Annotated in this window: 23 protein-coding genes; 10 read left to right on the top strand and 13 right to left on the bottom strand. The window is 70.0% G+C overall.

From position 1 onward, the window contains the following. Positions 1-127: 127 nt before the first annotated feature. Positions 128-1,963, bottom strand: a complete 1,836-nt coding sequence (locus IF64_RS0101640; protein WP_030530171.1) for a flavin-containing monooxygenase — start codon at positions 1,961-1,963, stop codon at positions 128-130. A 153-nt stretch (positions 1,964-2,116) separates the two neighbouring features. Between IF64_RS0101640 and IF64_RS0101635 the strand changes: the two genes are divergently transcribed. After that, positions 2,117-3,316 (top strand): sigma-54-dependent transcriptional regulator family protein, encoded by a 1,200-nt coding sequence (locus IF64_RS0101635; RefSeq protein ID WP_246134812.1) that lies wholly within the window; start codon positions 2,117-2,119, stop codon positions 3,314-3,316. 26 nt (positions 3,317-3,342) lie between these two features. Here the strand turns inward: IF64_RS0101635 and IF64_RS0101630 are convergent, their stop codons facing one another. From IF64_RS0101630 to IF64_RS0101620, 3 genes are all read right to left on the bottom strand, one after another. Then, entirely contained in the window at positions 3,343-3,966 is a 624-nt protein-coding gene (locus IF64_RS0101630) for a TIGR03086 family metal-binding protein (RefSeq protein WP_036875521.1), read from the bottom strand. 157 nt (positions 3,967-4,123) lie between these two features. After that, a complete protein-coding gene (locus IF64_RS0101625) occupies positions 4,124-5,353 on the bottom strand; it encodes an MFS transporter (RefSeq protein WP_030530168.1) in 1,230 nt (409 codons plus the stop codon). 282 nt (positions 5,354-5,635) lie between these two features. After that, positions 5,636-6,457, bottom strand: coding sequence for an aminoglycoside adenylyltransferase family protein (locus IF64_RS0101620; RefSeq protein ID WP_051757374.1), 822 nt, complete (start codon positions 6,455-6,457; stop codon positions 5,636-5,638). Between the two features lie 54 nt (positions 6,458-6,511). On the opposite strand from IF64_RS0101620, the gene IF64_RS0101615 reads away from it, so the two are divergent. Then, on the top strand, positions 6,512-7,099 hold the full coding sequence (locus IF64_RS0101615; protein ID WP_051757373.1) for a DUF2020 domain-containing protein: 588 nt from the start codon (positions 6,512-6,514) through the stop codon (positions 7,097-7,099). Between the two features lie 271 nt (positions 7,100-7,370). Further along, complete coding sequence (locus tag IF64_RS0101610; RefSeq protein ID WP_030530165.1) at positions 7,371-7,817, top strand: DUF6918 family protein; 447 nt, start codon at positions 7,371-7,373, stop codon at positions 7,815-7,817. A 75-nt stretch (positions 7,818-7,892) separates the two neighbouring features. On the opposite strand, the gene IF64_RS0101605 is transcribed toward IF64_RS0101610, so the two are convergent. Next, positions 7,893-8,450 (bottom strand): hypothetical protein, encoded by a 558-nt coding sequence (locus tag IF64_RS0101605; protein WP_030530164.1) that lies wholly within the window; start codon positions 8,448-8,450, stop codon positions 7,893-7,895. Positions 8,451-8,539: 89 nt separating this feature from the next. Here IF64_RS0101605 and IF64_RS0101600 point away from each other — a divergent pair, with 89 nt between their 5' ends. Further along, positions 8,540-9,097 carry a peptidylprolyl isomerase gene (locus tag IF64_RS0101600; RefSeq protein ID WP_030530163.1) on the top strand — a complete coding sequence of 186 codons (558 nt, stop codon included), beginning with the start codon at positions 8,540-8,542 and terminating at the stop codon, positions 9,095-9,097. Between the two features lie 50 nt (positions 9,098-9,147). Then, the gene (locus tag IF64_RS0101595) at positions 9,148-10,098 is read left to right on the top strand and encodes a rhomboid family intramembrane serine protease (RefSeq protein WP_051757372.1); all 951 of its coding nucleotides are present in this window, start codon (positions 9,148-9,150) and stop codon (positions 10,096-10,098) included. Between the two features lie 24 nt (positions 10,099-10,122). Here the strand turns inward: IF64_RS0101595 and IF64_RS0101590 are convergent, their stop codons facing one another. Continuing rightward, entirely contained in the window at positions 10,123-10,599 is a 477-nt protein-coding gene (locus IF64_RS0101590; RefSeq protein WP_246134813.1) for a PH domain-containing protein, read from the bottom strand. Positions 10,600-10,657: 58 nt separating this feature from the next. Then, a complete protein-coding gene (crgA, locus tag IF64_RS0101585) occupies positions 10,658-10,924 on the bottom strand; it encodes a cell division protein CrgA (RefSeq protein WP_030530160.1) in 267 nt (88 codons plus the stop codon). 225 nt (positions 10,925-11,149) lie between these two features. On the opposite strand from crgA, the gene IF64_RS0101580 reads away from it, so the two are divergent. The 5 genes from IF64_RS0101580 to IF64_RS0101555 all read left to right on the top strand — a co-directional run bounded on the left by IF64_RS0101580 (position 11,150) and on the right by IF64_RS0101555 (position 14,611). Further along, on the top strand, positions 11,150-12,025 hold the full coding sequence (locus tag IF64_RS0101580; RefSeq protein ID WP_051757410.1) for a class E sortase: 876 nt from the start codon (positions 11,150-11,152) through the stop codon (positions 12,023-12,025). After that, complete coding sequence (locus tag IF64_RS27425) at positions 12,026-12,184, top strand: hypothetical protein (protein WP_048807403.1); 159 nt, start codon at positions 12,026-12,028, stop codon at positions 12,182-12,184. 242 nt (positions 12,185-12,426) lie between these two features. After that, on the top strand, positions 12,427-13,068 hold the full coding sequence (locus IF64_RS0101570) for an aminodeoxychorismate/anthranilate synthase component II (protein WP_030530158.1): 642 nt from the start codon (positions 12,427-12,429) through the stop codon (positions 13,066-13,068). A gap of 7 nt (positions 13,069-13,075) precedes the next feature. After that, positions 13,076-13,795 carry an ATP-binding cassette domain-containing protein gene (locus tag IF64_RS0101565; RefSeq protein ID WP_051757371.1) on the top strand — a complete coding sequence of 240 codons (720 nt, stop codon included), beginning with the start codon at positions 13,076-13,078 and terminating at the stop codon, positions 13,793-13,795. A 135-nt stretch (positions 13,796-13,930) separates the two neighbouring features. Next, positions 13,931-14,611 carry a hypothetical protein gene (locus tag IF64_RS0101555; RefSeq protein WP_051757370.1) on the top strand — a complete coding sequence of 227 codons (681 nt, stop codon included), beginning with the start codon at positions 13,931-13,933 and terminating at the stop codon, positions 14,609-14,611. Between the two features lie 217 nt (positions 14,612-14,828). Here IF64_RS0101555 and pknB read toward each other — a convergent pair whose 3' ends face one another. Genes pknB through IF64_RS0101525 form a run of 6 tightly spaced genes read right to left on the bottom strand, consistent with a single transcriptional unit; the run spans position 14,829 to position 23,386 of the window. Continuing rightward, positions 14,829-16,823 carry a Stk1 family PASTA domain-containing Ser/Thr kinase gene (gene pknB / locus IF64_RS0101550; RefSeq protein ID WP_030530154.1) on the bottom strand — a complete coding sequence of 665 codons (1,995 nt, stop codon included), beginning with the start codon at positions 16,821-16,823 and terminating at the stop codon, positions 14,829-14,831. Further along, on the bottom strand, positions 16,820-18,160 hold the full coding sequence (locus tag IF64_RS0101545; protein ID WP_030530153.1) for a serine/threonine-protein kinase: 1,341 nt from the start codon (positions 18,158-18,160) through the stop codon (positions 16,820-16,822). Before IF64_RS0101545 ends, pknB begins: the two co-directional genes overlap by 4 nt. Then, a complete protein-coding gene (locus tag IF64_RS0101540; RefSeq protein ID WP_030530152.1) occupies positions 18,161-19,633 on the bottom strand; it encodes a peptidoglycan D,D-transpeptidase FtsI family protein in 1,473 nt (490 codons plus the stop codon). It abuts the gene before it with no gap. After that, complete coding sequence (locus IF64_RS0101535; protein ID WP_246134815.1) at positions 19,630-21,441, bottom strand: FtsW/RodA/SpoVE family cell cycle protein; 1,812 nt, start codon at positions 21,439-21,441, stop codon at positions 19,630-19,632. Before IF64_RS0101535 ends, IF64_RS0101540 begins: the two co-directional genes overlap by 4 nt. After that, positions 21,441-22,916 carry a PP2C family protein-serine/threonine phosphatase gene (locus tag IF64_RS0101530; protein ID WP_030530150.1) on the bottom strand — a complete coding sequence of 492 codons (1,476 nt, stop codon included), beginning with the start codon at positions 22,914-22,916 and terminating at the stop codon, positions 21,441-21,443. Before IF64_RS0101530 ends, IF64_RS0101535 begins: the two co-directional genes overlap by 1 nt. After that, complete coding sequence (locus tag IF64_RS0101525) at positions 22,913-23,386, bottom strand: FHA domain-containing protein FhaB/FipA (protein ID WP_030530149.1); 474 nt, start codon at positions 23,384-23,386, stop codon at positions 22,913-22,915. The genes IF64_RS0101530 and IF64_RS0101525 overlap by 4 nt, the downstream gene beginning before the upstream one ends. Positions 23,387-23,488 lie beyond the last annotated feature (102 nt).

Here is a 23,488-nt window from a genome sequence, read left to right as displayed (position 1 = left end):
CTCACCTCGGCGCTTGCCACCCATCATCGACCATTCGGACCGCAGGCCGCAGACAGGGCGGCCCCGCGGTGGCGCCGGCTACAGCGTCACCACGGGGCCACCGCGGGGTATCGGGAGAACTACCGGCTCAGTGGGTGTGGTGCACCTCGGCGGGCTCGTGCACGGGCGTCGGGATGCCGACGTGCCGCGCCTTCAACTGCAACGCGAGGTACAGCGAGTAGTGCCGCGACTGGTGCAGGTTGCCGCCGTGGAACCACAACCCCTCCTGCTTCGTGGGCTTCCACATGTTGCGCTGCTCGCCCTCCCACGGACCGGGGTCCTTGGCGGTGTCCGAGCCGAGGCCCCACACCTTGCCGACCTTGTCCGCGATCTCCTGGCCCATGAGGTCGGCGGCCCAGCCGTTCATGGACCCGTATCCCGTGGCGTAGACGACGAGGTCGGCCGGCAGCTCGGTGCCGTCGGCCAGCACGACGGAGTCCTCGGTGAGCCGCTGCACCTGCCCGTGGGCGAGCTTGACGTCGCCGTTCGCGACGAGATCGGCGGCGCCGACGTCGATGTAGTAGCCGGAGCCGCGCCGCAGGTACTTCAGGAACAGCCCCGATTCGTCCTCGCCGAAGTCGAGCCAGAAGCCCGCGCGTTCGAGCCGCTCGTAGAACTCGGCGTCGCGCTCCTTCATCTTCTCGTACAGCGGGATCTGGAACTCGTGCATGATCCGGTAGGGCAGTGACGCGAAGATCATGTCGGCCTTCTCGGTGGTCACGCCCGCGGCGAGGGCGCGTTCCGAGTACAGGTCGCCCATGCCGATCTCCATGAGGCTCTCGCTCTTGACGATGTGCGTCGACGAGCGCTGCACCATCGTCACGTCGGCACCGTGCTCCCACAGCGCGCCGCAGATGTCGAACGCCGAGTTGTTGCTGCCGATCACCACGACCCGTTTGCCCGCGTAGGCGTCCGGACCGGGGTGTTGCGAGGAGTGGTGTTGCTCGCCGCGGAAGATGTCCTGCCCCGGCAGCTCGGGCACGTTCGGTTTGCCGGACATGCCGGTGGCCAGCACGACCTGCTTCGGGTGCAGCGTCATGCGCTCGCCGTCCCGGTCGATCTCGACGGTCCACTCCTTGGCTGTGGAGTCGTAGGTCGCCGACGTCGCGCGGGTGGAGCCCCAGTAGGGCACCTCCATGATCTTGACGTACGCCTCGAGCCAGTCGGCGATCTTGTCCTTCGGGGCGAACACCGGCCAGTTGTCGGGGAACTTCAGGTAGGGCAGGTGGTCGTACCAGACCGGGTCGTGCAGGCACAGCGACTTGTACCGGCCACGCCACTGGTCGCCGGGCCGCGGGTGGTTGTCGATCACCAGCGCGGGCACGTCGAGTTGACGCAGCCGCGCCCCGAGCGCGATCCCGCCCTGGCCGCCGCCGATGACCAGCACGTACGGCTGCACGGTGGTGCCGAGTTCGGCCTCCTCCTGGGCTCGTTTCTCCGCCCACGTCTTGCGCTCGGGGTTGATGCCGTGCTCGGCGCCCATCGGACGGTGCGTGCCCCGCGGCTCCTCGTGGCCCTTGAGTTCGTAGAGGGCGGTCAGGAACGTCCACGCCTTCGTCTCGTGGTCCTCCTCCACGAGCCTGGTCAGGCCCCGTCCGCGGCCCACGGCCGTCTCGAACGTGAACCACGCGGTGATGACGCCGTCGGCCTCCTCCGGCGGTTCCTCGAGCGCGAAGTTCGTGGGGTCGACGTCGCCGAGCGTGGCCTCGAGGCGCCGCTCCACGCCGTCGGGGTTCTCGGTGGTGGTGATGTTCCAGGTGAACGCGATGAGGTCGCGCCAGTAACTCGTCGCCGCGAACATGCTCGCCGCGCGGGGGATGTCGCGGGCGGCCAGTGCGTCGGCGAAACCGGACAGCCAGTTCTCGGCCTTGCGCTGCGGGCTGGGCAGCGAGTCGGTCTGCGGCGTACCGAGGGTCTGCGTCATTGGAGGGCCCTCCCTTGCGGCCACGTGGTTCATCGTGTGATGTGGGATACACAGTCCGCGCAGAGTGGCCGGGCGGCCAGCGTTGCGCCGCGTTGCACGTGCCTGAGCCCGGCGTCCGGGTTTTCGCGGGAGGTGCTGTCAGGAGGTGCTGACGTGACCGGTGAGGCGGCATTGCCGGGGTTGTCGGGTTTCCCGGCCGATCTGTCCGAGCACGCGCGGGTGATGCAGCGGGTGCACGAGGCGGTGCTGTCCGGGGCACGTCCGCCGGTGCGGCCGCGGGACGTGGTGGAGCGTTCCTGGTCGCGGATGTTGGACATGGGGCTCGACACCTCCGGGGTGCAGCGCACGGTGGTGTCGCTGCCCGAGGTGGAGTTGCGCAGGCGCAGGTCGGGACTGGAACCGGTGATCGACGACCTGCGGCGCATGCTGCGCCATGCGGCGGAGACCTCGCCGTTCCTGGTGGTGGTGACCGACGCCGACGGCGTGATCCTGTGGCGGGACGGGTCGGCGCGGGTGCGCGCCTACGCCGACGCGCTGGGCTTCACCGAGGGGGCGCGCTGGACCGAGGCGACGGTCGGCACGAACGCCGTCGGCACGGCGCTCGTCGAAGCAGCGCCGGTGCAGCTGCTGGCTGCCGAACACTTCGAGCCGGCCCAACATCGCTGGTACTGCTGCGCCGCCCCGGTGCACTCACCCGTGACGGGCGAACTGGCGGGCGTGGTGGACATCAGCGGCCCGGCGCTGACGCTGCACCCGGCGATCGGTGCACTCGTCGAGACGTCGGTGCGGCTGGCCGAGTCCGGGCTGTGGCGGTTGCACGAACAACGGCTGGAACGGCTGCGGCGCAGCGCGGAGCCGGTGCTGGGCGGCACGGCCGAGCCGTTGCTCGTGGTGGACGACGACGGCTGGGTCGCCGTGCGGTCGGGCATCGCGGTGGGTGCGCGGGTGCCGGTGCCGCGGGAGGGACTTCCGATGGCTGTGGCAGGGCTCGGGCTGTGCACCCCGGAACGTCTGGGGGAGGGCTGGCTGCTGCGGCCGGAACGCGACCGCACGCCCATGGTTGCCGAACTCGACCTCACCGGCGATCCGGTGGTGCGCGTGCACGGCGGGGACGGTTCGTGGTCGGCGGCGTTGACGAGGCGGCAGGGGCAGGTGCTGGCGTTGATCGCGGACGCCGGCCCGGGCGGACTCGACGCGGCTGCGCTCGGCCGCGCCCTGTTCGGCGACGACGGGCACGTGGTGACCGCCCGCGCCGAGGTGTCCCGACTCCGCCGCGTGGTGGGCGACCTCGTGGCACCCGCCCCCTACCGGCTCTCCGACGGTGTGACGTTGACGGTCACCCGGCCTCGCTGAGTGCCGCGAGGTGCCGGGGGCCGTGATCAGGGCAGGCGGCGGCCGAGGAGGGCGACGAGCCGGTCGATCGGCGGGGCGTCGTCGGGGTGGGGTTGCGGTGGCGCGAACGGAGCGTTCCCGCCGTCCGGGGCGTCCGGGGTCTCGCCACTCTCGCCATTGCTGTCGTTGCCGCTGCCCATGCCTGCGAGTTGTTCGCGGGTGAAGGCGAGGGCGCGTTCGACGACATCGTCGGGATAGTGGACGCGTTGACCGGTGGCGACGGCGATGTCCCAGCCGTGCACGAGGTCCTCGACGGTGCGCAGGCGGACCGCGACCGCTCCGGGGATCGTGCCGACCGGGGCGGCGAGCGGTTGCTCGAGCGCCCCCGGTTGGCGGAAGGCGGTGACGACGGCGGTCGCGTGACCGCGGTAGCTGCCGGCCGGGTTGTCGCCGAGCGCATCGGCGTGTGCCGGATCGAGGGGATAACCGGGTCTTCCCGCCAGCAGTCCGGCGAACAGCCTGCTGCCGAGGGCGAGGTGGTTGACGACGTCGCGCACACACCACTGCGTGCACGGCGTCTCGTTCGCCCACTGGTCGTCGCGGACTCCCGCGACGACATCACCGACCGCGCGCAGGCAGATGTCCAGGTCGTCCACGGGCGTGTGCGTCATCGATACCCCCGCCTGCCCTCGTCCGCCGACGGCGGAGTGATGGACCGCGACGTGGATGGACCGTTCGCGTCAAGGACCGTGTCGTGAACGGACCGTTCGCGCCGCCTGGGATCCCCCGATTCTCACACTAGCGTTCGGGGCCGACATTGTGGAGCGGTCAGGTGGCCGGAGCGGTGGGGGTCGAACCGCGGGAAGGCCGGGGCAGGCCCAGCAGCGCAGCGGCGCCCAGCATGGGCAGCACACCGAGCAGGATCGGCGCCTGGATGCTGATCGCCGTCGCCAGTCCACCGCCCGCCAGTGCGCCCGTGGCGTCCGCACTGCGCGCGACCGTCAGGTATGCGCTGTTGACCCGACCGAGCATTCCGGAAGGGGAGCGGCGTTGCCGCATGGTCATCGCGGTGATGTTGAACGCCGCGAACGCTGCGCTGCTGCACGTCAGAGCCACGATCGTCAACACGACGTGGCTGGTCAGGCCCAACAGCAGCTGGCAGCCCGCCATGACCACGATCGAGCCGGTGAGCATGCCGCGCGTGCCCGCCCTGGCCGTCATCCGCGCACACAACACCCCGGCGAGCACACCGCCGATCGCTCCCGCCCCGAGCAGGAAGCCGTACGTCGCCTCGGGCAGTTCGAGCACCTGCGTCACGTAGAGCACCAGAATCGCCAGGTACGCGCCATCGGCGACGGCCACCAGTCCGACGGCGATCGTCAGGTTGCGGACGTCGCGATCACCCCGCAACCAACGCAGTCCCTCCCGCAGATCGCGGCCCGTCGACCGCGCGAGTCCGCCGATCGTCCTTGCCCCCGACGCCTGCGTATGGGGAGCGAACACGCTCGGCAACGTCAGCAACAACAGGATCGAGATGCCGAAACCGCTGGCGTTGAACGCGAACGGCAACACCGCGGCCACGCCGAACAACCACCCACCCAGCGCCGGCCCGGCAAGCTCGTCCCCGACGATGCGGGTGGCCACGATCCGCCCGTTGGCCCTGTCCAGCTCGGCCGACCCCACCAGCCGCGGAACGGCCGTCGCCGCCGCGGTGTCGCGGATCATCGCGCCCAGACCGGTCACGAACGCCGCGCCGAAGATCAACGGCAGACTCACCGTGTCGGTCAGCACCGACAGCGCCAACCCGGCGACCACGAGTGCCCGCACCACGTCGACGGCGACCATCGTGCGGCGCAGATCCCACCGGTCCACCAGCGCCCCGACACCCAGCCCCAGCACGATCCACGGAAGTCCCTGCACGGCCGGAACCGCCGCCACCGCCGCGGGCGAATCGGTGACCGTCAGCGCGAGCAGCGGAAACGCGGCGAACCGCACGCCGTCACCGAGATCGGCCAGGAACGACGACAACCAGTACCGCGAGAACGGAGTGAACGACATCCTGGCCACAAGCGCGGATTATGTCGCCGGTACCCGCGCGGGGCGACCGCTTTTCGGTCCTCTGTTTTTGCCTGCTTTGCCGTCCGCTGCTTTTGCCGCCCCGCTGCATTTGCGCCCACTGCATTCGCGCCCACTGCATTCCCGCCCACTGCATTCCCGCCCACTGCATTCCCGCTCGCTGCGCTGGGCGGACCGCGCGAGGTGACCGTTCGGTGCGGCGCACGTGCGAGGAGCGTTGCGAACGGACCGTTCGCGCCGGAGGGGGTCCCCCGAGTTCTCACACTAACGTTCGGGGCCGACGTTTTCGGTGGTCGGCGGGTGGGTGCGGCGTGCTTCGTCCGCCATCCATTCGACGCATGCGCGCACGCGCGCCAGTACGGGCTCGGGCCACACCTCCTCGGCGTACGTGCTGCCCAGGTACAGCTCGCGGGCGTGTTCGACCACCGGCACGTACTCGTCCGGCAGCCGGCGCGCCGCCCAACTCGCCGCCTCGTCCTTCGCGACGATCCGGCCCGTGGCCGTCGTCGACCACACCCGAGCCACCGTCAGCACCACATTCCGCGTGTCCGTGTCAACCTCGGCCAGCAGCTCGTCCAAGCCCTCCACGCTCGCCCGCACCACATCGCCCACCGGGACCGCGTCGAACACCTCACCCGGCTCAGCACCGGCCAACGGCGAGGCACCCTCGAGCGCCGTCGTGATCACCAACGCCAGATCGGGCATCGGGGCGCGCTCCGGCACCGCGCCCGCCTCGAACTCCGCCCGCCGCCACTCACCGAACAGGTAGTCGCCGACCGGCGGATACCGCCACGGCACCACGTCCTCGCTAACCACCACGGTGAGCTCCACCGGCCGCAGCTCGCCGCCCATCCCCGACAGAGCCAGACAGCCGTCGGTCAACGACCTGCGTTGCCGCTCGTCCAACGGTGCCTCCGACACCGCCAGCACGTCCAGATCGCTCGCCGGACGCAGACCACCGCCCACCGCCGAGCCGTGCGCATAGCACCCGACCAGCGAACCGCCCAGCACCGCACGCACCAGCTCGACCACCCTGTCCCGCTGCGCCGGTTGCACCGCACCGCTCCGTTCCGACTCGGCGACCATGCCGCCAGCGTGCCAGCCGCAACCCCGTCAGCCCATCTGGTTCACTCGCTGACCATGGGACGACTGTTCGGATCCGGCGGCACCCGCGTCGCGCTGATCGGCATGACCGCCGCGGCGCTCACCCTCGCCGGCTGCACCATCCCCGAACCCGACAGCGGTGGCGAGAACACCGGCACCGGAGACGGCGGCGAACCGACCACCCGCACCGTCACCCGCACCAAACCCGCACCCGAGCTGCCGCCCGAACCGAAACCCGCCACCACCGGCGACTGCCCCTACCTGCCCACCGCCGAGGCCGAGAGCGCCAACGGCCAAGGAGTGGGCCAGGTGCGGCTCTCGGCCGACAAACCCCATCCCACGTGCTTCTTCTACCGGCCCGACGGCGAAGTGCAGCTCACCGTGCAGGTCTACGTCGGCGAGGCCGACGTCGCCACCGGACTCGTCGACCGGGCCGCCCCCATCGACACCTCCAACCCCACCGAACAGCCGGCCGGCTGGTCCGGCGGCTACGAGGCCGACGACGAGGGAGCCGTGTACGCCGTGTCGAAACAGGGCAACGCCGTCATCGTCACGACCAACCAGCAGCAGAGCGTCAAAGCCCGCACCGTCGCCACCGACGTCATCGCCACCCTCGGCCTCTGAGAACCCGGCCTCTGAGAATCTCCGCCCGAAGTGCACCGTTGCTCCTGGTTCCGACGCGCTCGGCACACGCCGACCTAGCTCTGTGTGATCAGGCAGCGACGCACATGAGGCCACGACGTGAGTACCAAATGACCGGTGTACTAGGGTTGCGCCACACGCGCAGGCCACTCAGTGTTGATCGTTCAACGCCGGCTCCCCTGAACAGGTGACGATCGACCGGTCGGCTCTGCGTGGTCCCCCTCCGAATTTCGAAGTGACGAAGGAAGATCTCGTGGCTGACACCCTGAAGGAAGCTCTGCTCGACTCCACCCGGCGTCCGGACGTCGTCAACGACCTGACCGAGCTCATCGACGCAGAGGTCGGCGACAAGAGCGGCGTGTCCGGCACGGTCATCAAGACCGGCTACGGCGCCGTCAAGAAGATCAAGCCGGGCATCATCGGCTCCGCCGTGGACAGCCTGCTCGACGACTTCGTCGCCGCGCTCGAGCCGATCTTCGCCGACTTCAAGGCCAACGGTGGCGGCGACTTCGGCAGCTACCTGCCGAGCCGCGGCGACGAGGCCGCCGACGCACTGCTGTCGGTGACCGACGCCCGCGCCGAGAAGTCCTCGCGCGACTCCATCAAGAAGGTCTACGAGAAGCTGCGCCCGAAGGGCAAGGAGAACGTCATCGAGGCGCTGCCGCGCCTGGGCGCCCTCATCCAGAAGTACGCGGGCTGATCTTCCCGCTCTCACACGAAAGGGCTACCTTCCCAGCGGGAAGGTAGCCCTTTTCGCGCGGTTACTCAGCCGTGCTCAGGCCTGCTTGGGTGACTGGTTCGGCTGCGGCTTCGCGGCCGTCTGGCCGTTCGAGCTCGCCGAACCCGCCGAACCGGACGTCTCCGGCGTGTCGGTGCTCTTCGGCGGAGCCGGCGCCACCGGGGCCTCCGGCTTCGGCCGCAGCGCATACGCCACGCCCGCGATCACGCCGAGCGCCAGCAGAATCGGAAGCTTCCTGCGCTTCTTCTTCTCGCCCTTCTCACCGGTCGCAGCGCCCTTGGCGTCCTTCATCGCGGCCTTGAAATCCTTCTTGGCCAGCTTGAAGTCCTTCTTCGCGCGGCGCTTCGACTCACCGGCGGCCTTGGCCGCCTTGATCGCGGCCTTCTTGGCCTTGCGAGTGGGCTCGGCCAGCTCGCCGCGACGTTCGTCGGCGACCTTCCTGGCCTTCTTGGCGCTCTTGGAGACCTCTTTGCCGGCCTTCTTGGCCTGGGCGGCCAGCTTCTTCTGGGCCCGCTTCGAGCTCTTCACGAGCTCGTCGGACCCGTCGGTCAGCCGGTCCTTCACGGACTCACCCGCCTCCGCGGTTCGAGTCATCGCCTCCACCTCGTCATTCGTCGGTTCTCTGGCTGTCACCGTACCGCCCATCCTGCCCCTTACCGCTGGATTATGCCCGGGATGGCACGATGATTCGTGTGACTGAGAGCAACGAGAGCGTGGTCGGTACCAAGATCAAGGCCACTCTGCACACGAACCGTGGCGACATCGCCATCAACCTCTTCCCTGATCACGCCCCGAAGACGGTCGCGAACTTCGTCGGTCTCGCCGAGGGCACGAAGGAGTACACGCAGCCGAACGCCAAGGGCGAGAAGACCGGCCCGTTCTACGACGGCGCCATCTTCCACCGCGTGATCGACGGGTTCATGCTCCAGGGCGGCGACCCGACGGGCACCGGCCGCGGCGGCCCGGGGTACAAGTTCGACGACGAGTTCCACCCGGAGCTCCAGTTCAACCGGCCCTACCTGCTGGCCATGGCGAACGCCGGACCCGGCACCAACGGTTCGCAGTTCTTCATCACGGTCGCGCCGACCCCGCACCTGAACTTCAAGCACACGATCTTCGGTGAGGTCGCCGACGACTCGTCGCGTGCCGTCGTCGACGAGATCGGCCGCGTCGCGACCGGTCCGGCCGACAAGCCGCTCGAGGACGTCGTCATCGAGTCGGTCGAGATCGAGCGTTCCTGATCTCTGCCACTCCGCCTGGGTAGGTTGACGGTCGTGACGTGGAGCGTGCAGTGACCCAACCTCCGTATCCGCCCGACGGCCCGGCCCGGTCGGACGAACAAGCGCGGCCGGGGTGCTGGTGGCACCCGAACACGCCGACCGGCCTGAGCTGCGTGCGCTGCGGCAGGCCCGCCTGTCCCGACTGTCTCCGTGAGGCGTCGGTCGGATACCAGTGCATCGACTGTGTGCAGGCTTCGCGCGCACAGCAGCGCCGCGCACAGCCGCTCCGCCCCGGCGACCGCACGGTCGCCGGGGCGCGCGTGTCCACGAGGGCCGTCGTCACCCCGCTGCTCATCGCGCTCAACGTCCTGTTCTACGTCGCCACCGCCGCGCAGGTCGGCGACCCTATGCAGAACAGCGAGTCCACGCTGTTCCAGGACGGCCAGCTGTGGCCGCTGGCGGTGTACGCCGGCGGCGAATGGACGCGCCTCGTGCTGTCCGGCTTCCTGCACTACGGGCTGCTGCACCTGGCCATGAACATGCTGGCGCTGTGGATCCTCGGCAGGGACCTCGAAATCCTGCTCGGCAAGGTGCGGTTCCTCGCGCTGTACCTGGTCTCGCTGCTCGGCGGATCGACCGCCGTCTACCTGCTCGGCGACGTCAACACCGGCACCGCAGGCGCCTCCGGCGCCGTCTACGGGCTCATGGGCGCGCTCCTGGTGGCCGTGCTGAAACTCAAGCTCAACCCCAGTGGCGCGATCGGCATCATCGCCATCAACCTGGTCCTGACCGTGACCATCCCCGGCATCTCCCTGCTCGGCCACCTCGGCGGGCTCGTCGCCGGAGCTCTCGTCATGGTCGCGATGCTCTACGCGCCGCAGAAGCAGCGCACCCAGTACCAGATCACGGCCGTCGGCATCGTCGTCGCCGCGCTCATCGGCCTGATCCTCTACCGCGACGCCACCATCGCCTCCGACATCTGCACCGCGGTGCCCTACGCCTGCCCCGGCACGTCCGTGTAGCGGCGGAGGATTAACAGACACGGCCTAACCGCGCAGGGCCAGCAGCGCGTCGTGGACGTCGCGCGGGTCGGCACCCAGCTCGACCCAGCCGAGCACCGTGAGGCCCTCACCGCCGCTGCTCGTCGTGTTGTCGCCCGAACTGCCCTGCGCCTCGGCGGCCAGCGCCTCGAACTCCAGGACCGGGGCCTCGCGGCCCCACCGCCGCACGGTCGTCAGCTCCATCCGCACGGCGTCCCACGCCAGCTCCTGCGTGCCGCCCAGCGAACGGATCCGCACCCCGGCGGCATCGGCGGCGAGACGGGGCCGGACGAACGTGCCGTACGCCGCAGCCAGCGTCAACGCCACGGCGCCCAAGCCGAACAGCAGCGTTCCCGGCCGGTCGGCCGACCCCGACGCCGCCACCGCGGCGACCGCCGCTCCCACGGCGAGGACCCAGCCGATCACCACGAGGCCGGGATGGGTCGACCAACGGAGAGTGGAGTTGTCCACAGAATCATCCACAGTGGGGATTAGTGACACCCATGTAAGTCGGTCGCAGCAGGCTGATCCGCCGCCTGGATCAACGCCATTTCATCGTCATGAGCAGGCCACTGATCATCAACGCGAAACCGATCGCGAAGTTCCAGTTGCCCAGCTCCAGCATGAAGCCGATCTTCTCGCCCGCGAGGTAGTTGACGACCAGCCAGGCCAGGCCCAGCAGCATCAACCCGAACATGACGATCTTGTAAGGAAGCGGCGACGGACCGGCCGCCGACACCTTCACCGGGGTTTTCCGGTCGGCGGGCGGGGTGTACGCCGTCTTCTTGCGGACCTTCGACTTGGGCATTGATGTCCCTCGTGCTCTGGGGGTCGAAACGCATGGCGGACTTGGGCCACCGCCACCTCAACACGTTAACGTAAGCGCCCAGACGTCCGAAGCAGTACCGAGAAGCCCGGCAATCGCCGACGGCCTCCATCCTGGGCCCTTCACGCCCAGGACGAAGCAGGGTCCAGGGTGAAAGGAGCCGCCTTGTCGACATCCGACGACGGACCGGGTGGCGGTGCGGGCCGGATGGCCTCGCCCGACGAGATCGGCACCCCGCGTGCCTCCGAGGAACGTCCCCCACCACCGCCGAGGCGCGGAGGCGGCAAGGTGCGCACCGCGGTCCGTGGTTTCGGCGAAGTCCTCATCACGCTCGGCCTCGTCCTGCTGCTGTTCGTCGTCTACGAGCTCTACGTGACCAACTGGAAGTCGGGCTACCTCCAGCGCGAGGCCAGTGCCGAGCTCGAAGAGGAATGGCGCAGCGCACCGCGCGGGGAACGCGAACTGCACACCGATCCCGCCGACGGGCAGGCGTTCGCGCGCATGTACATCCCCTCCTTCGGCGCCGACTGGAGCTTCACCGTGCAGCAGGGCGTCGGCCCAGCAGCACTCGAGGTCGGGCCCGGCCACTACAAGAACACGGCCATGCCCGGCGAACCCGGCAACGTCGGCGTCGCCGGACACCGCGTCGGCAAGGGCGCACCGTTCAACGACCTCGACCTGCTCAACTCGTGCGACGCCATCGTCATGGAGACCGCCGACAGCTTCTACGTCTACCGCGTACTGCCCATGGCCGACGAGGTCGACGGCTGGGCACAGAACCAGGGCACGCAGCAGCGGTGCGACAACGTCGCGCCCCTGCAGGACAAGCAGGGCGCCTACGACGAGACGTTCGGCAGGCGGATCGTGCTGCCCGACCGCGGCGACGCCGTCGCGCCCGTGCCGTACAAGCCGAACGACCCGCTGCCGCCCGCGTCCCAGGCGTCACTGCTCACGCTCACCACGTGCCACCCGCAGTTCTCCGACGCCGAACGCATGATCATCCACTCGGTGCTGACCAACCAGTACCGCAAGAGCGAGGGCACCGGGTACGAGGACCTGCTCGCCGCGATCGGGGAGGCGTAGATGTACGGCTGGATCTGGCGGCACCTGCCCGGCCCCGTGCCGGTACGCGTGCTCGAGGCGCTCATCCTGATCGTGGGCGTGGTCGCCCTGCTGATGCTGGTGATCTTCCCCTGGCTGGAGCCGATGCTCCCGTTCAACGACGTGTCGGTCGAGGGCTGAACGGGCAGGACTGAGCCGAGTGCAGGACTGAGCCGAGTGCAGGACTGAGCCGAGTGCAGGAGTAACGCACCACGCGGAAGAAGGACGGCATCGGCGTGCAGGTCTACTGGGAGACCGACCACGGACGAGAAGGGATCTGCCGGGACTCGAATTCCAGCGGCGGCATGGGCTACTGCAACTACAACATGAAGGAAGGTCAGGAGGTCCGTCCGTTCTCCGCCTCGGAGCGGTACCCTGCGGATATGCGTGTACTGGTCGTCGACAACTACGACAGCTTCGTCTACAACCTCGTGCAGTACCTGGCCCAGCTGGGTGCCGAGCCCGAGGTGTGGCGCAACGACGTCGTCGACCTCGACCGCATCGGCGACTTCGACGGGGTGCTCGTCTCGCCGGGACCGGGCACACCCGAACGCGCGGGGCAGAGCATCGACGTGATCAACAGGTGCGCCGCCGACCGCGTCCCCATGCTGGGCGTGTGCCTCGGGCACCAGGCCCTCGGCGTCGCCTGGGGCGCCACCGTCGACCGCGCACCCGAGCTGCTGCACGGCAAGACCAGCCAGGTGCACCACGACGGCTCCGGCGTGCTCGCCGGGCTGCCCGAGCCGTTCACCGCCACCCGCTACCACTCGCTGACGGTACTGCCCGAGACGATCCCCGGCGATGCCTTCGAGGTCACCGGCCGCACCGAGACCGGCATCGTCATGGGCATGCGGCACCGCGAGCTGCCCCTCGAGGGCGTGCAGTTCCACCCCGAATCGGTGCTCACCCAGGGCGGGCACCGCATGCTCGCCAACTGGATGGCAGCCGCGGGCCACGCCGTCGACCCGGGCACGGTCGACCGCCTCGAACAAGCCACCCGAGCGTTGCAGCGCGCCGCCGCCTGAGGCCGGCATGCGACGGCTCACCGGCGTCGCGAAACGCTACCGGCGCGGCGGCGGCCCCGTGCTCAGCGGCGTCGACCTCGACATCGCACCCGGCGACGTCGTCGCGCTCGTCGGCGGCAACGGCTCCGGCAAGTCCACGCTCGCGCGCATCGTCGCCGGGCTGAGCAGGCCGTCCGAGGGCACCGTCACGGGCACACCCACCATCGGCTACCTGCCCGACCGGTTCCCGGGCGGGCAACGGTTCAGCGCCCTCGACTACCTCACGGCGATGGGCCGCATCGGCGGGCTGCCCACCGCGACCGGCCGGGCGCGCGCACGCACCTGGCTCGACCGCCTCGCCCTCGCGGGCGGACCCGACGTCCCGCTGGCCACGCTGTCGAAGGGCAACGCACAGAAGGTCGGCCTCGCGCAGGCACTGCTCACCGAACCCGACCTGGTCGTGCTCGACGAACCGTTCTCCGGACTCGACCCGGACGCCCACGCGGCGCTCGGCGACATCCTCGACGAGCTCCGGCGCTCCGGCTCGGCTGTCGTGTACACCGAGCATCGCGCCGACCGCGCCCGCGGGTGGCCGCCTCGGCGCACTCGGCGGGGACACGGTCCGCATCGTGCTGCGCCGCACCGCGGCAGCGGCGGCGCTCCGGCCGTCCCACGCCGGGATCGTCCGCGTGGCCGAGCTGTCCGGTGCCGCAGACGGCGGGCCCGAGGACGACGGCCACGGGGGTAACGACGGCGGCCACACCTGCGGTCACGGCGGGGGTCACGGCGGGGGTCACGTCGAACTCACCGTGGACGCCGGCGCCTGCGACGCCGTGCTCCGCGACGCGCTGTCCACCGGCTGGTCCGTCGTCGAGGTGACCCGGTGAGCCCGCCGAACTGCGCAGGTCCCGCCGTCCGGGTCGCCGCGGTCGCGCGCTACTACGCCGGCCTGCTCGCCCGATCGCACCGGTACCTGCCGCCGGTCATCGGCTACCTCGCCGTGCTGGCCATCGCCTTCACCGACCGCGCCGCCCCCGCCGCGCCGGAGTTCGCCGTGAGCGCGGGCGCCCTCCTGGTCGTCACGTGCTGGCTGACGGTCGCCACGGCCGACGCCGAGGACCCCGCCCAGCGGCTCGTGACCACCACGCACGCCCGCGGGCCCGCGACCGTGATCGCCGGCCTCACCACCGCCGTCGCGGCGTACGCGGCGGTGACCGTGGTGGTCACGCCCGGCTGGTCGCTGGTGCTGCACGGTCCCGCCGCCCTGGCCGGCGTGCTGCCGACAGCCGTGCTCGTCCACCTGGCCGCTGTGTGCTCGGGAGTCGCGATCGGCCTGCCGTGCTCACGTCTCCTACTGCCACACGTCGGCTACACGGTCGTCGCCGCGATTTCCGCTCTCGCCGTGGTGCTGCTGGTGACGTGGGTGCCGCTGGTCAACCCGGCGCTGCGCAGCCTCGCCGGAGGAGCCGCCGACCTCGGCGTCCCACTGCTGTGCCTCGGCGCATCGGCGGCCGCGCTGGCCGTCTCGGCCACCACGACCAGCCACCTGATCGCACGCCGCTGACCACACGCCGCCGACCACACGCCGCCGCCCACACGCCGCCGCCCACACGCCGCTGACCACACACGCCGTCTGGTCGGCCGCATGCCGAGTCCGCAGGCATACCTGGCCGGCGGACCCGCACACCCGCACGCCCGCGCACCCGCAGTGAAACGGCCGCGCAGCCCGGGCGGATGGCTCCGGGCGGCGCGGCCGTCATCGACTCACCTGTGCGGCGGGATCAGGGGAAGCCGGGGATGCCCCCGTCGTCCTCGTCCCCTCCGGTCGAGGAGGACGGCGGCGAGCCGCTCTCCTTCGACCCGACGTACAGCGTCACCGGGCGGTCCTTCGTGATGGTCTCGCCCGCCGAGGGGTTGGTGTTGGTCACCTTGCCCTCGTACTCCTCGTCGGCCTCCTCGTACTGGATGTTCGGCTCGCCGCCTTCCCATCCGGCCTGCCGGAGCGCCTGCTTGGCCTGGTTCTCGTTCATGCCGGTCAGGTCCGGCATCTGGAACTCCTGGTTGGCGCCGTTGGAGACCTGCAGCTGAATCGTGTGGCCGCGTTCGAACTCGCCCGCGTTCGGCGTCTGGTTGACGACGACGCCCCGCTGCTGGTCGCTGTCGACGTTCTCGCGGGCCACGGAGAAGCCGAGCGACTCGAGGCGCTGCTTGGCCTCGGCGAACTGCTTGCCCTGCATGTTCTCCACGGTGATCTTCGCGGGCTCCACACCCACGGTGATCGTGACCGAGGTGCCCCGTTCGACCTTCTCGTCCGCGCCCGGGTCCTGCTCGACGACCGTGCCGACCGCCGACTCGTCGTCGACCTCGACCTCCTGGACGTTCTGGTCGAGCTGCAGGTCGGCCCGCTTGAGCTCCTCCTCGGCGTCGGACTGCGTCATACCGCGCAGATCCGGCACCTGCACCTGCTGCGGAGCCGCACCGACGCGCAACGTCACCTGCTCGTTCGGGTTCACCTGCTCGGCGCCCTGCGGGTCGGTCCACGTGACCTTGCCGATCTGATCGGGCGTGCAGGTGCTGTCGTCGCTCGGGTCGGCGCCCGCGCGGCAGGTGATGCGCTCCTCGTTGATGTTGTTGAAGCCGGCCTCGTTGAGGGTCCGCTTCGCCTCCTGCACCTGCATGCCGACGAGGTTCGACGGCATCGGCGTCAGGTTGGACTCCTCGCTGTCGAACGCGCCGGCCAGCCACGCCACGAACGCCACCAGGCCGAGCCCGAGCAGCACCAGCAACGCGATCAGCCACGGCCTTCTGCGCTTGGGCTCTTCCTCGTCGTAGTCGGCGTAGGCGAGGTCGTCGCCCTGGTCGGCCCCGTCGCCTGCCGGAGCGCCCATCACCTGCGTGCGCTCCTCGTCCGACATCACCATCGGGGCCGACGGGCGCTGGCCCGTCAGCGTGCGCACCAGGTCCGACCGCATCTCCGCCGCCGACTGGTATCGGTTGTCAGCCCCCTTGGCCAGTGCCTTCAGCACGACCGCGTCGAGCTCGGGGGAGACGTCGGGATTCGACGCCGACGGCGGCTTCGGATCCTCCCGCACGTGCTGGTAGGCCACCGCGACCGGCGAGTCACCCGTGAACGGCGGGTCACCGGTGACGAGTTCGTAGAGCACACACCCGGCGGCGTACACGTCGCTGCGCGCGTCGACCCGCTCACCGCGCGCCTGCTCCGGCGAGAGGTACTGGGCCGTTCCGATCACCGCGGCGGTCTGCGTCATCGCGGCCTGGCCGTCGTGCACCGCACGCGCGATGCCGAAGTCCATGACCTTCACCGCGCCGCCCCGCGTGATCATCACGTTCGCCGGCTTGACGTCGCGGTGCACGATGCCGTGCCGGTGCGAGAAGTCCAGGGCGGCCGACACGTCCGCCATGACCTCCATGGCCCGGCGCTCCGGCATCGGGCCCTCGGTCTTGACGATGTCGCGCAGCGTCCTGCCCTCGACGTACTCCATGACGATGTAGGGCAGCGGGCCGTACTCGGTGTCGGCCTCACCGGTGTCGTAGACGGCCACGATGGCCGGATGGTTCAGCGCGGCGGCGTTCTGGGCCTCGCGGCGGAACCGCTCCTGGAACTGCGGGTCGCGCGCCAGGTCGGCACGCAGGATCTTGACGGCCACCTCGCGGCCCAGTCGCACGTCGTGGGCGTGGTGGACCTCGGACATGCCGCCGTAGCCGAGCGTGTCGCCAAGCTCGTAGCGGTTGGAGAGCATTCTCGGTGCGCTCATTGCTCGGTGCCGTCCCACTTCGTCCACGGTGTGCCCGTCATGCCTTCTGCGTGTTCCTCGTGCCCGTGCTTGTCGCCGTGCCCGTACCCGTACCTGTTGTCCCCGTTGTCGTAGTCCGCCTGGGACCAGTTACCGTTCGTCGACGGCGGCTGGTCCCCGACCCGGCTCGGAGGTGGCTCCGAGTCCCGGCCGAGCAGCACGATGAGCAGGACGGCTACCGCGGCGACGACCACCACCGCCGCCAGCGTGAGCAGTATCCACATCCCGGCGGGCCGTTGCCGAGGATGCGCGCCCGGATTCGTCATGCCAGGTGGTGTCATGCCGTGAGACGTGGCCCCGCCACCGGTCATGACGCCGGGTTGCTGCGCTGAGACGGGTGACACCGGCTGCATCGACGGATGCGATCCCGGACCCACCGTAGCGGCCTGACCGGGAGGAACGGCCGTCGTCGTGTGCTGAGTCGCACCACCGGCCGCGTAACCGGTCATACCCGACGGAACGGGCAGTGCGTGGCCGGAACGGACCGCCGCGATCGCCGCGGCGAACTCCCCGCCGCTCGCGTAGCGCTGCCGCGGATCCTTCACCAGCGTCGCCTCGATGACCGCCCGTGCATACGGCGGCACGTCCTGCGGCAGGGGCGGCGGAACGTCGCGGATGTGCATCATCGCGACCGTCACCGCGTTCTCCGACAGGAAAGGGCGACGGCCCGCGAGGCACTCGTAGCCGCACACCGCCAGCGAGTAGACGTCGCTGCCCGGCGCGGCGTCCTGGCCGAGAGCCTGCTCGGGCGCGATGTAGTGGGCGGTGCCCATGACCATGCCGTTGCGGGTCACGGGCGCCGAATCGGCCGCCTTGGCGATGCCGAAGTCGGTCAGCTTCACCCCGCCGGCCGGGGTGACCATGATGTTGCCGGGCTTGACGTCGCGGTGCACCAGCCCGCGCTCGTGGGCGGCCTGCAGTGCGCTCGCCGCCTGCTCGAGGATGTCCAGCGTACGGTCGGCCGCGATCCGGCCCTCCCGCTGCAGGATCCCCGCGAGCGGCTCGCCCTCCACGAGCTCCATCACGAGGAACGCGATGGCCGATTCGCCGGCCTCGGTCTCGCCGTAGTCGTGGACGGCGGCGATGTTCTGGTGGTTGAGCGACGCCGTGGTCTTGGCCTCCGCCCGGAAGCGGTGCAGGAACTCGGCGTTGCCGGACAACTCGGCCTTGAGGATCTTCACCGCGACGGTGCGGTCGAGACGCGTGTCGCTGGCCTCCCACACCTCGCCCATCCCGCCGACGGCGATCTGGGAGGTGAGGCGGTAGCGCTCCGCGATGAGTTGTCCGGACGACAGCATCTATCCACCCCCGAGCGCGGCGGCGATGGTCGTCCTGGCGATCTCGGCTGCCACGGTGCCGCCGGTCGCGGCCAGGCCGTGGTTACCGCCCGACTCGACGATCACCGCGACGGCGATCTTCGGGTCGTCGTGCGGCGCGAACGCCGTATACCACGCGTGCGGCGGGGTGTTCTTCGGGTCCGAGCCGTGCTCGGCCGTACCGGTCTTCGACGCGATCTTCAGGTCCGGGTCCTTGCCACCACCGCTGGTGTTCTCCTCGGACTGGATCATCATCTGCGTGAGCGCCTCTGCGCTCTCCGACGACATGGCCTCGTCGCCGGTCAGTTCCTCGGGAGTGGTCTCCTCGATGGTCGACAGGTCGGGTGCGAGGCGCGCCTTGACCAGGTTCGGCTTCATCGCCATGCCGTCGTTGGCCACCGTCGCGGCCAGCAGCGCGTCCTGCAGCGGCGTGAGCCGCACGTCCCGCTGGCCGATGCCGCTCTGGTACAGCGCGGCCTCGCTCTCCAGCTCGCCCAGACTCGAGGGCACGACACCGAGCGGGATCTCGAGGTCCTCGTCGGCGCCGATGCCGAAGTTCTCGGCGGTCGCCCGCAGCTTGTCGGCGCCGAGCTTGCCCGCGATCTCGGCGAACGCCGTGTTGCAGGAGTACTTGAGCGCGTCCTTCAACGTGGTGCCGGGGCAGGTCGCGCCGCCGTAGTTCTCGAGCGTGGTGCTGGTGCCGGGCAGCGTGACGTTCGAGTCCGGGGTCACCGACGCGTCGGGTTCCATGCCGTCCTCGAGCGCCGCGGCGGTGGTGACGATCTTGAACGTCGAACCGGGCGGGTAGGTCTCCCGCACGGCCCTGTTCAGCATCGGGTTGCCGTCGGCCTCGGAGAACTCCTGCCACGCCTTCTGCTGTTCGTCGCCGTCGTGGGAGGCGAGCCTGCTCGGGTCGTAGGACGGCGTGGAGACCATGCCGAGAACGTCGCCGGTCTTCGGGTCGAGCGCGACCACCGAACCGGTGTAACCACGCTCGGCCATCGCCTGGTACGCGGCCTCCTGCACCGACGGCTTGATGGTCAGCCGGACGTTGCCGCCCCGCGGATCCCTGCCGGTGACCATGTCCGACAGCCTGCGCACGAACAGCCGCGGGTCGGATCCGTTGAGGAACGAGTCCTCGGCGTTCTCCATGCCACCTGCGCCGTACATGATCGAGTAGTAGCCGGTGACCGGCGCGTACATCGGGCCGTTGCGGTAGGTGCGCATGAAGTTGAAGTTGTCGTCCGAGGGCTTGACCCCGGCCAGCACCTGGCCCGCCTCGTCGGAGACGATCTTGCCGCGCTCCCGGGAGTACTCCTCGTAGAGCACGCGGGAGTTGCGCGAGTCGGACGCGTAGTCGTCACCGCGCACGACCTGGACGTACGTCGTGTTGGCCAGCAGCAGCACGATCATCACGAGCATCGCCATGCCGACCTTGCGCAGGGGCGTGTTCACGGCGTGTCATCCCCTTCCGATCGCTGAGCCGAGTCCTCGGCCGCCTCGTCCGTCGGCCAGGCGGGTTCGTCGCCGGCCGGTTGCTGCCGGCTTCCTTCCGGCTGTGCCGGTCGCGCCGCCGGCCCCTGCTGGTTCCCTGCCTGCGGCCGGCCCGCGTGCTGTTGCGGGGACTGCGCCTGGGCAGGTGGGGACTGGGGGGACTGCGGCTGGGGAGGCTGCACCGGTTGTTGCTGTGCTTGCGGTGGAGCCGCCTGTGCCGGACCCGCTTGCGGAGGGCTTGCCTGCGGAGGGCTTGCCTGCGGAGCGGGCTGAGCTCCGCCCTCCAGTGCAGCACCGGCGGGTCGCTGCACCATCACGGTGTGCGCCTCGGCGAGTGGGGCGAGCGGCTTCTGCTGCGCGGCCTGCCCACGCGGCTTCGGCTGCTGGGGACGCCGCGCGGTGTCGGAGATCCGCAACAGCAACGCGATCAGGATGTAGTTCGCCAACAGCGACGAACCACCCGCCGACAGGAACGGCGTCGTGATACCCGTCATCGGGATGAGCTTGGTGATCCCGCCGACGATCACGAACACCTGCATGACGATCGCGAACGCCATGCCACCGCCCAGCAGCTTGCCGAACGTGTCGCGCACCGCGAGGGCACTGCGCATGCCGCGCATCGACAGGATCAGATACACCAGCAGCACCGCGGCCAGGCCGACGAAGCCGACCTCCTCGCCGAGCGCGGCGGTGATGAAGTCGGTGTGCGCCTCGGGCACCATCTCCGGCCTGCCCGAGCCGAGTCCGGTGCCGAACATGCCGCCCGTGCCGAGTCCGAACAGCCCCTGTGCGATCTGGTAACCGCCGCCCGGGTCGTCGTAGGTGGCCAGTGGGTCGAACCAGTTCGTCACACGCTGCTGGACGTGCGTGAACATCTGGTAGGCGAGCAGCGCGCCGACCAGGAACATGCTCAGGCCGACGACGACCCAGATCACGCGTTCGGTCGCGACGTACAACATCATCAGCGTGATGCCGAAGAACAGCAGCGCCGTGCCGAGGTCGCGTTCGAAAACCAGGACGCCGAGGCACGCGACCGCGGCGATGATGATCGGGCCCAGGTCCCGCGCCCGCGGCAGTTCGACGCCGAGCACGCGTTTGCCCGCGGTCATGAACAGGTCCCGCTTCGCGACCAGGAACGACGCGAAGAAGATCATCAGGAGGATCTTGGCGAACTCACCGGGCTGGATCGAGAAGCCCGGCAGCTTCAGCCACACCTTCGCGCCGTTGACCTCCGACAGCGAACTCGGCAACACCGCGGGCAGCGCCAACAGCACCAGACCGACGAGACCGGCCGTGTAGGCGTAGCTGGTGAGGGTGCGGTGGTCTTTGATCACCCGCAGCACGGCGAGGAACAGCACCAGGGCCAGCACCGTGTACATGACCTGCCGCGGCGCGTTGCCGCTGAAGGTCTGCCCCAGTGACTCCGCCCGTTCGGTCTGGGCCAGGTCGATCCGGTAGATGATCACCAGGCCCAGACCGTTCAACAACGCCACACACGGCAGGATCAGCGGATCCGCGTACGGCGCCCAGTAGCGCACCGCGACGTGCGCGACCGAGAAGATCGCCAGATAGGCGCCGCCGTACCACAGGATCGACCACGACAGCGCCTGTTCCTGATTGATCTGGACCAGGACGAACGCCGTCGTGACGATCGCCGCTGCGAACGCGAGCAGCGCGAGTTCGGTGCCCCGGCGCTTGGGCAGCTCACGTGGGGGGTTCGTGGTGTACTGCTGCCCGACCGCGCCCTGGTTGCCTGCGGCCGTGGCCATCAGTTACCGCCCGAGCCGGGCGCCGGACGGCAGTCCACCCCCGGCTGCTGGTCCTGTCCCGCCTGTGTCGTGGGCTGTGCCGCGCCGGACTCGTCGGAGCCCTGCCGCCGGTCACGCTCGCCGCCTTCGGAACCGCCGTTGGCGTCGCCGCCGGAGTCGTCGTTCGCACCGCCCTGCTGGGTGTTCTCGCCGATCCCACCGATGACGCCGCCGCCCTGCGGCTGCTGTTCGTCGTCGCAGATCTCCAGCATGTTGTTGCGGCGCAGCGTGTCGATGTAGTCGCGCGCGGCCGACAGGTCGTCCCGCTTGACCGAGTTGGACACGGCCGAACGCGCGTCCTGCTGCAGATCCTGCAGACGCAGCGGCTCGCACAGCGTCGACGCGGGCGGGCACGAGCCCTCCGCCTCCTCGTGCAGCTCCAGGCCCAGCACGCTGCCCGGAATGCCCTGGTAGATCACGACCTCGTCGTTCGCGCCCACGCCGACGTAGTACTGGCGCATCACGAAGTATCGGGTCGCGATGGCCGCGGCAGCCAACAGCACGATCGCCAGGCCGATCCCCACCAGCAGGCGAATCCGCCTGCGGCGCTTGGCCTTCGGGTCCTCGGGCGGCTCGGCCGGTTCGGCCTGTGCCTGCGTGGCCTGCTGCGGGGGAGGCGCGGTCAACGCCCGCGCACGCGCGGCGGGGGAGTCGCCCTGCGGTCCCTCGTCGGTGCCGTCGCCGGCGGCGCCGCCCACGATGGGTGCGTCCTCGCCGTAGTCGACGTCGACCACGTCGGCGATGATCACGGTGACGTTGTCCGTACCACCGCCCTTGAGCGCGAGCTCGATCATCCGGTCCGCGCACTCCTGCGGATCCGGGATCTGCATCGCCTCGGCCAGCGTCTCGTTGCTGACCATGCCCGAGAGGCCGTCGGAACAGAACAGGTACCGGTCGCCGGCCCGCGCCTCGCGGACCGTCAGGCTCGGCTCCACGTCGTTGCCCGTCAGAGCCTTGAGCAGCAGCGAACGCTGGGGATGCGTCGCCGCCTCCTCCTCGGTGATGCGGCCCTGCTCGATCAGCTCGTTGACGAAGCTGTCGTCCCGCGTGATCTGCGAGAACTGGCCACCGCGCAGCAGGTACGCACGCGAATCGCCGACATGCACCATGCCGAGCTTCGAACCCGCGAACAGTGCCGCGGTGAGCGTCGTCCCCATGCCGTCCAGCTCGGGGTCGTTCGCCACCAGTTCGGCGATGGCCTGATTGCCTTGGATGGTGGCGTCACGCAGCTGGCTGACCAGGTCGTCGCCCGGTTCGTCGTCGTCGAGCGGAGCCAACGACGCGATGACCACCTTGCTGGCCACCTCACCGGCGGCGTGGCCGCCCATACCGTCGGCCAGCGCCAACAGGCGGGGGCCGGCGTACACCGAGTCCTGGTTGTTGGATCGCACCAGGCCGCGGTCACTGCGTGCCGCGTAGCGAAGGACGAGAGTCATGGGCGAAGCTCGATCACCGTCTTGCCGATCCGGATGGGGACGCCGAGCGGGACTCGGAGGGGTGCAGTGACCTTAGCCCGGTCGAGGTAGGTGCCGTTCGTCGAGCCCAGGTCTTCCACGTACCACTCGTCTCCGCGCAAGGAGATGCGGGCGTGGCGCGTCGACGCGTAGTCGTCGTCCAACACCAGCGTGGAGTCGTCGGCACGGCCGATGAGGATCGGCTTGCCGTCGAGCGCGATCCTCGTGCCCGACAAGGCTCCCTGAGTGACGACGAGCTGCCGCGGCATCTTCGCGCCGCGACCCGCACGAGGCCGCTTCTTCTCCTTGCCGCGGCGCAGGCCCGGCAGGTTGACCCGCAGACCGGACGCCGCATAGAGGTCCGAGCGCACCACGCGCAGCGCGGTGAACACGAACAGCCAGAGGAGCAAGAGAAAGCCCGCTCTGGTGAGTTGTACGACTAGCTCCGGCACCTGCCCTGTCAGCTCCCGCCTTTTCGCGCTCGCCCCGCGGCGAACGCGCCGCGGGCCCCCACATGGCCGCTATTATGCGGGACCCGCATACGCGGCCCATGC

The organism is Prauserella rugosa (genome assembly GCF_000719975.1).
Taxonomy (GTDB): Bacteria; Actinomycetota; Actinomycetes; order Mycobacteriales; family Pseudonocardiaceae; genus Prauserella; species Prauserella rugosa.
This window is presented reverse-complemented; position numbering and strand designations above follow the sequence as displayed.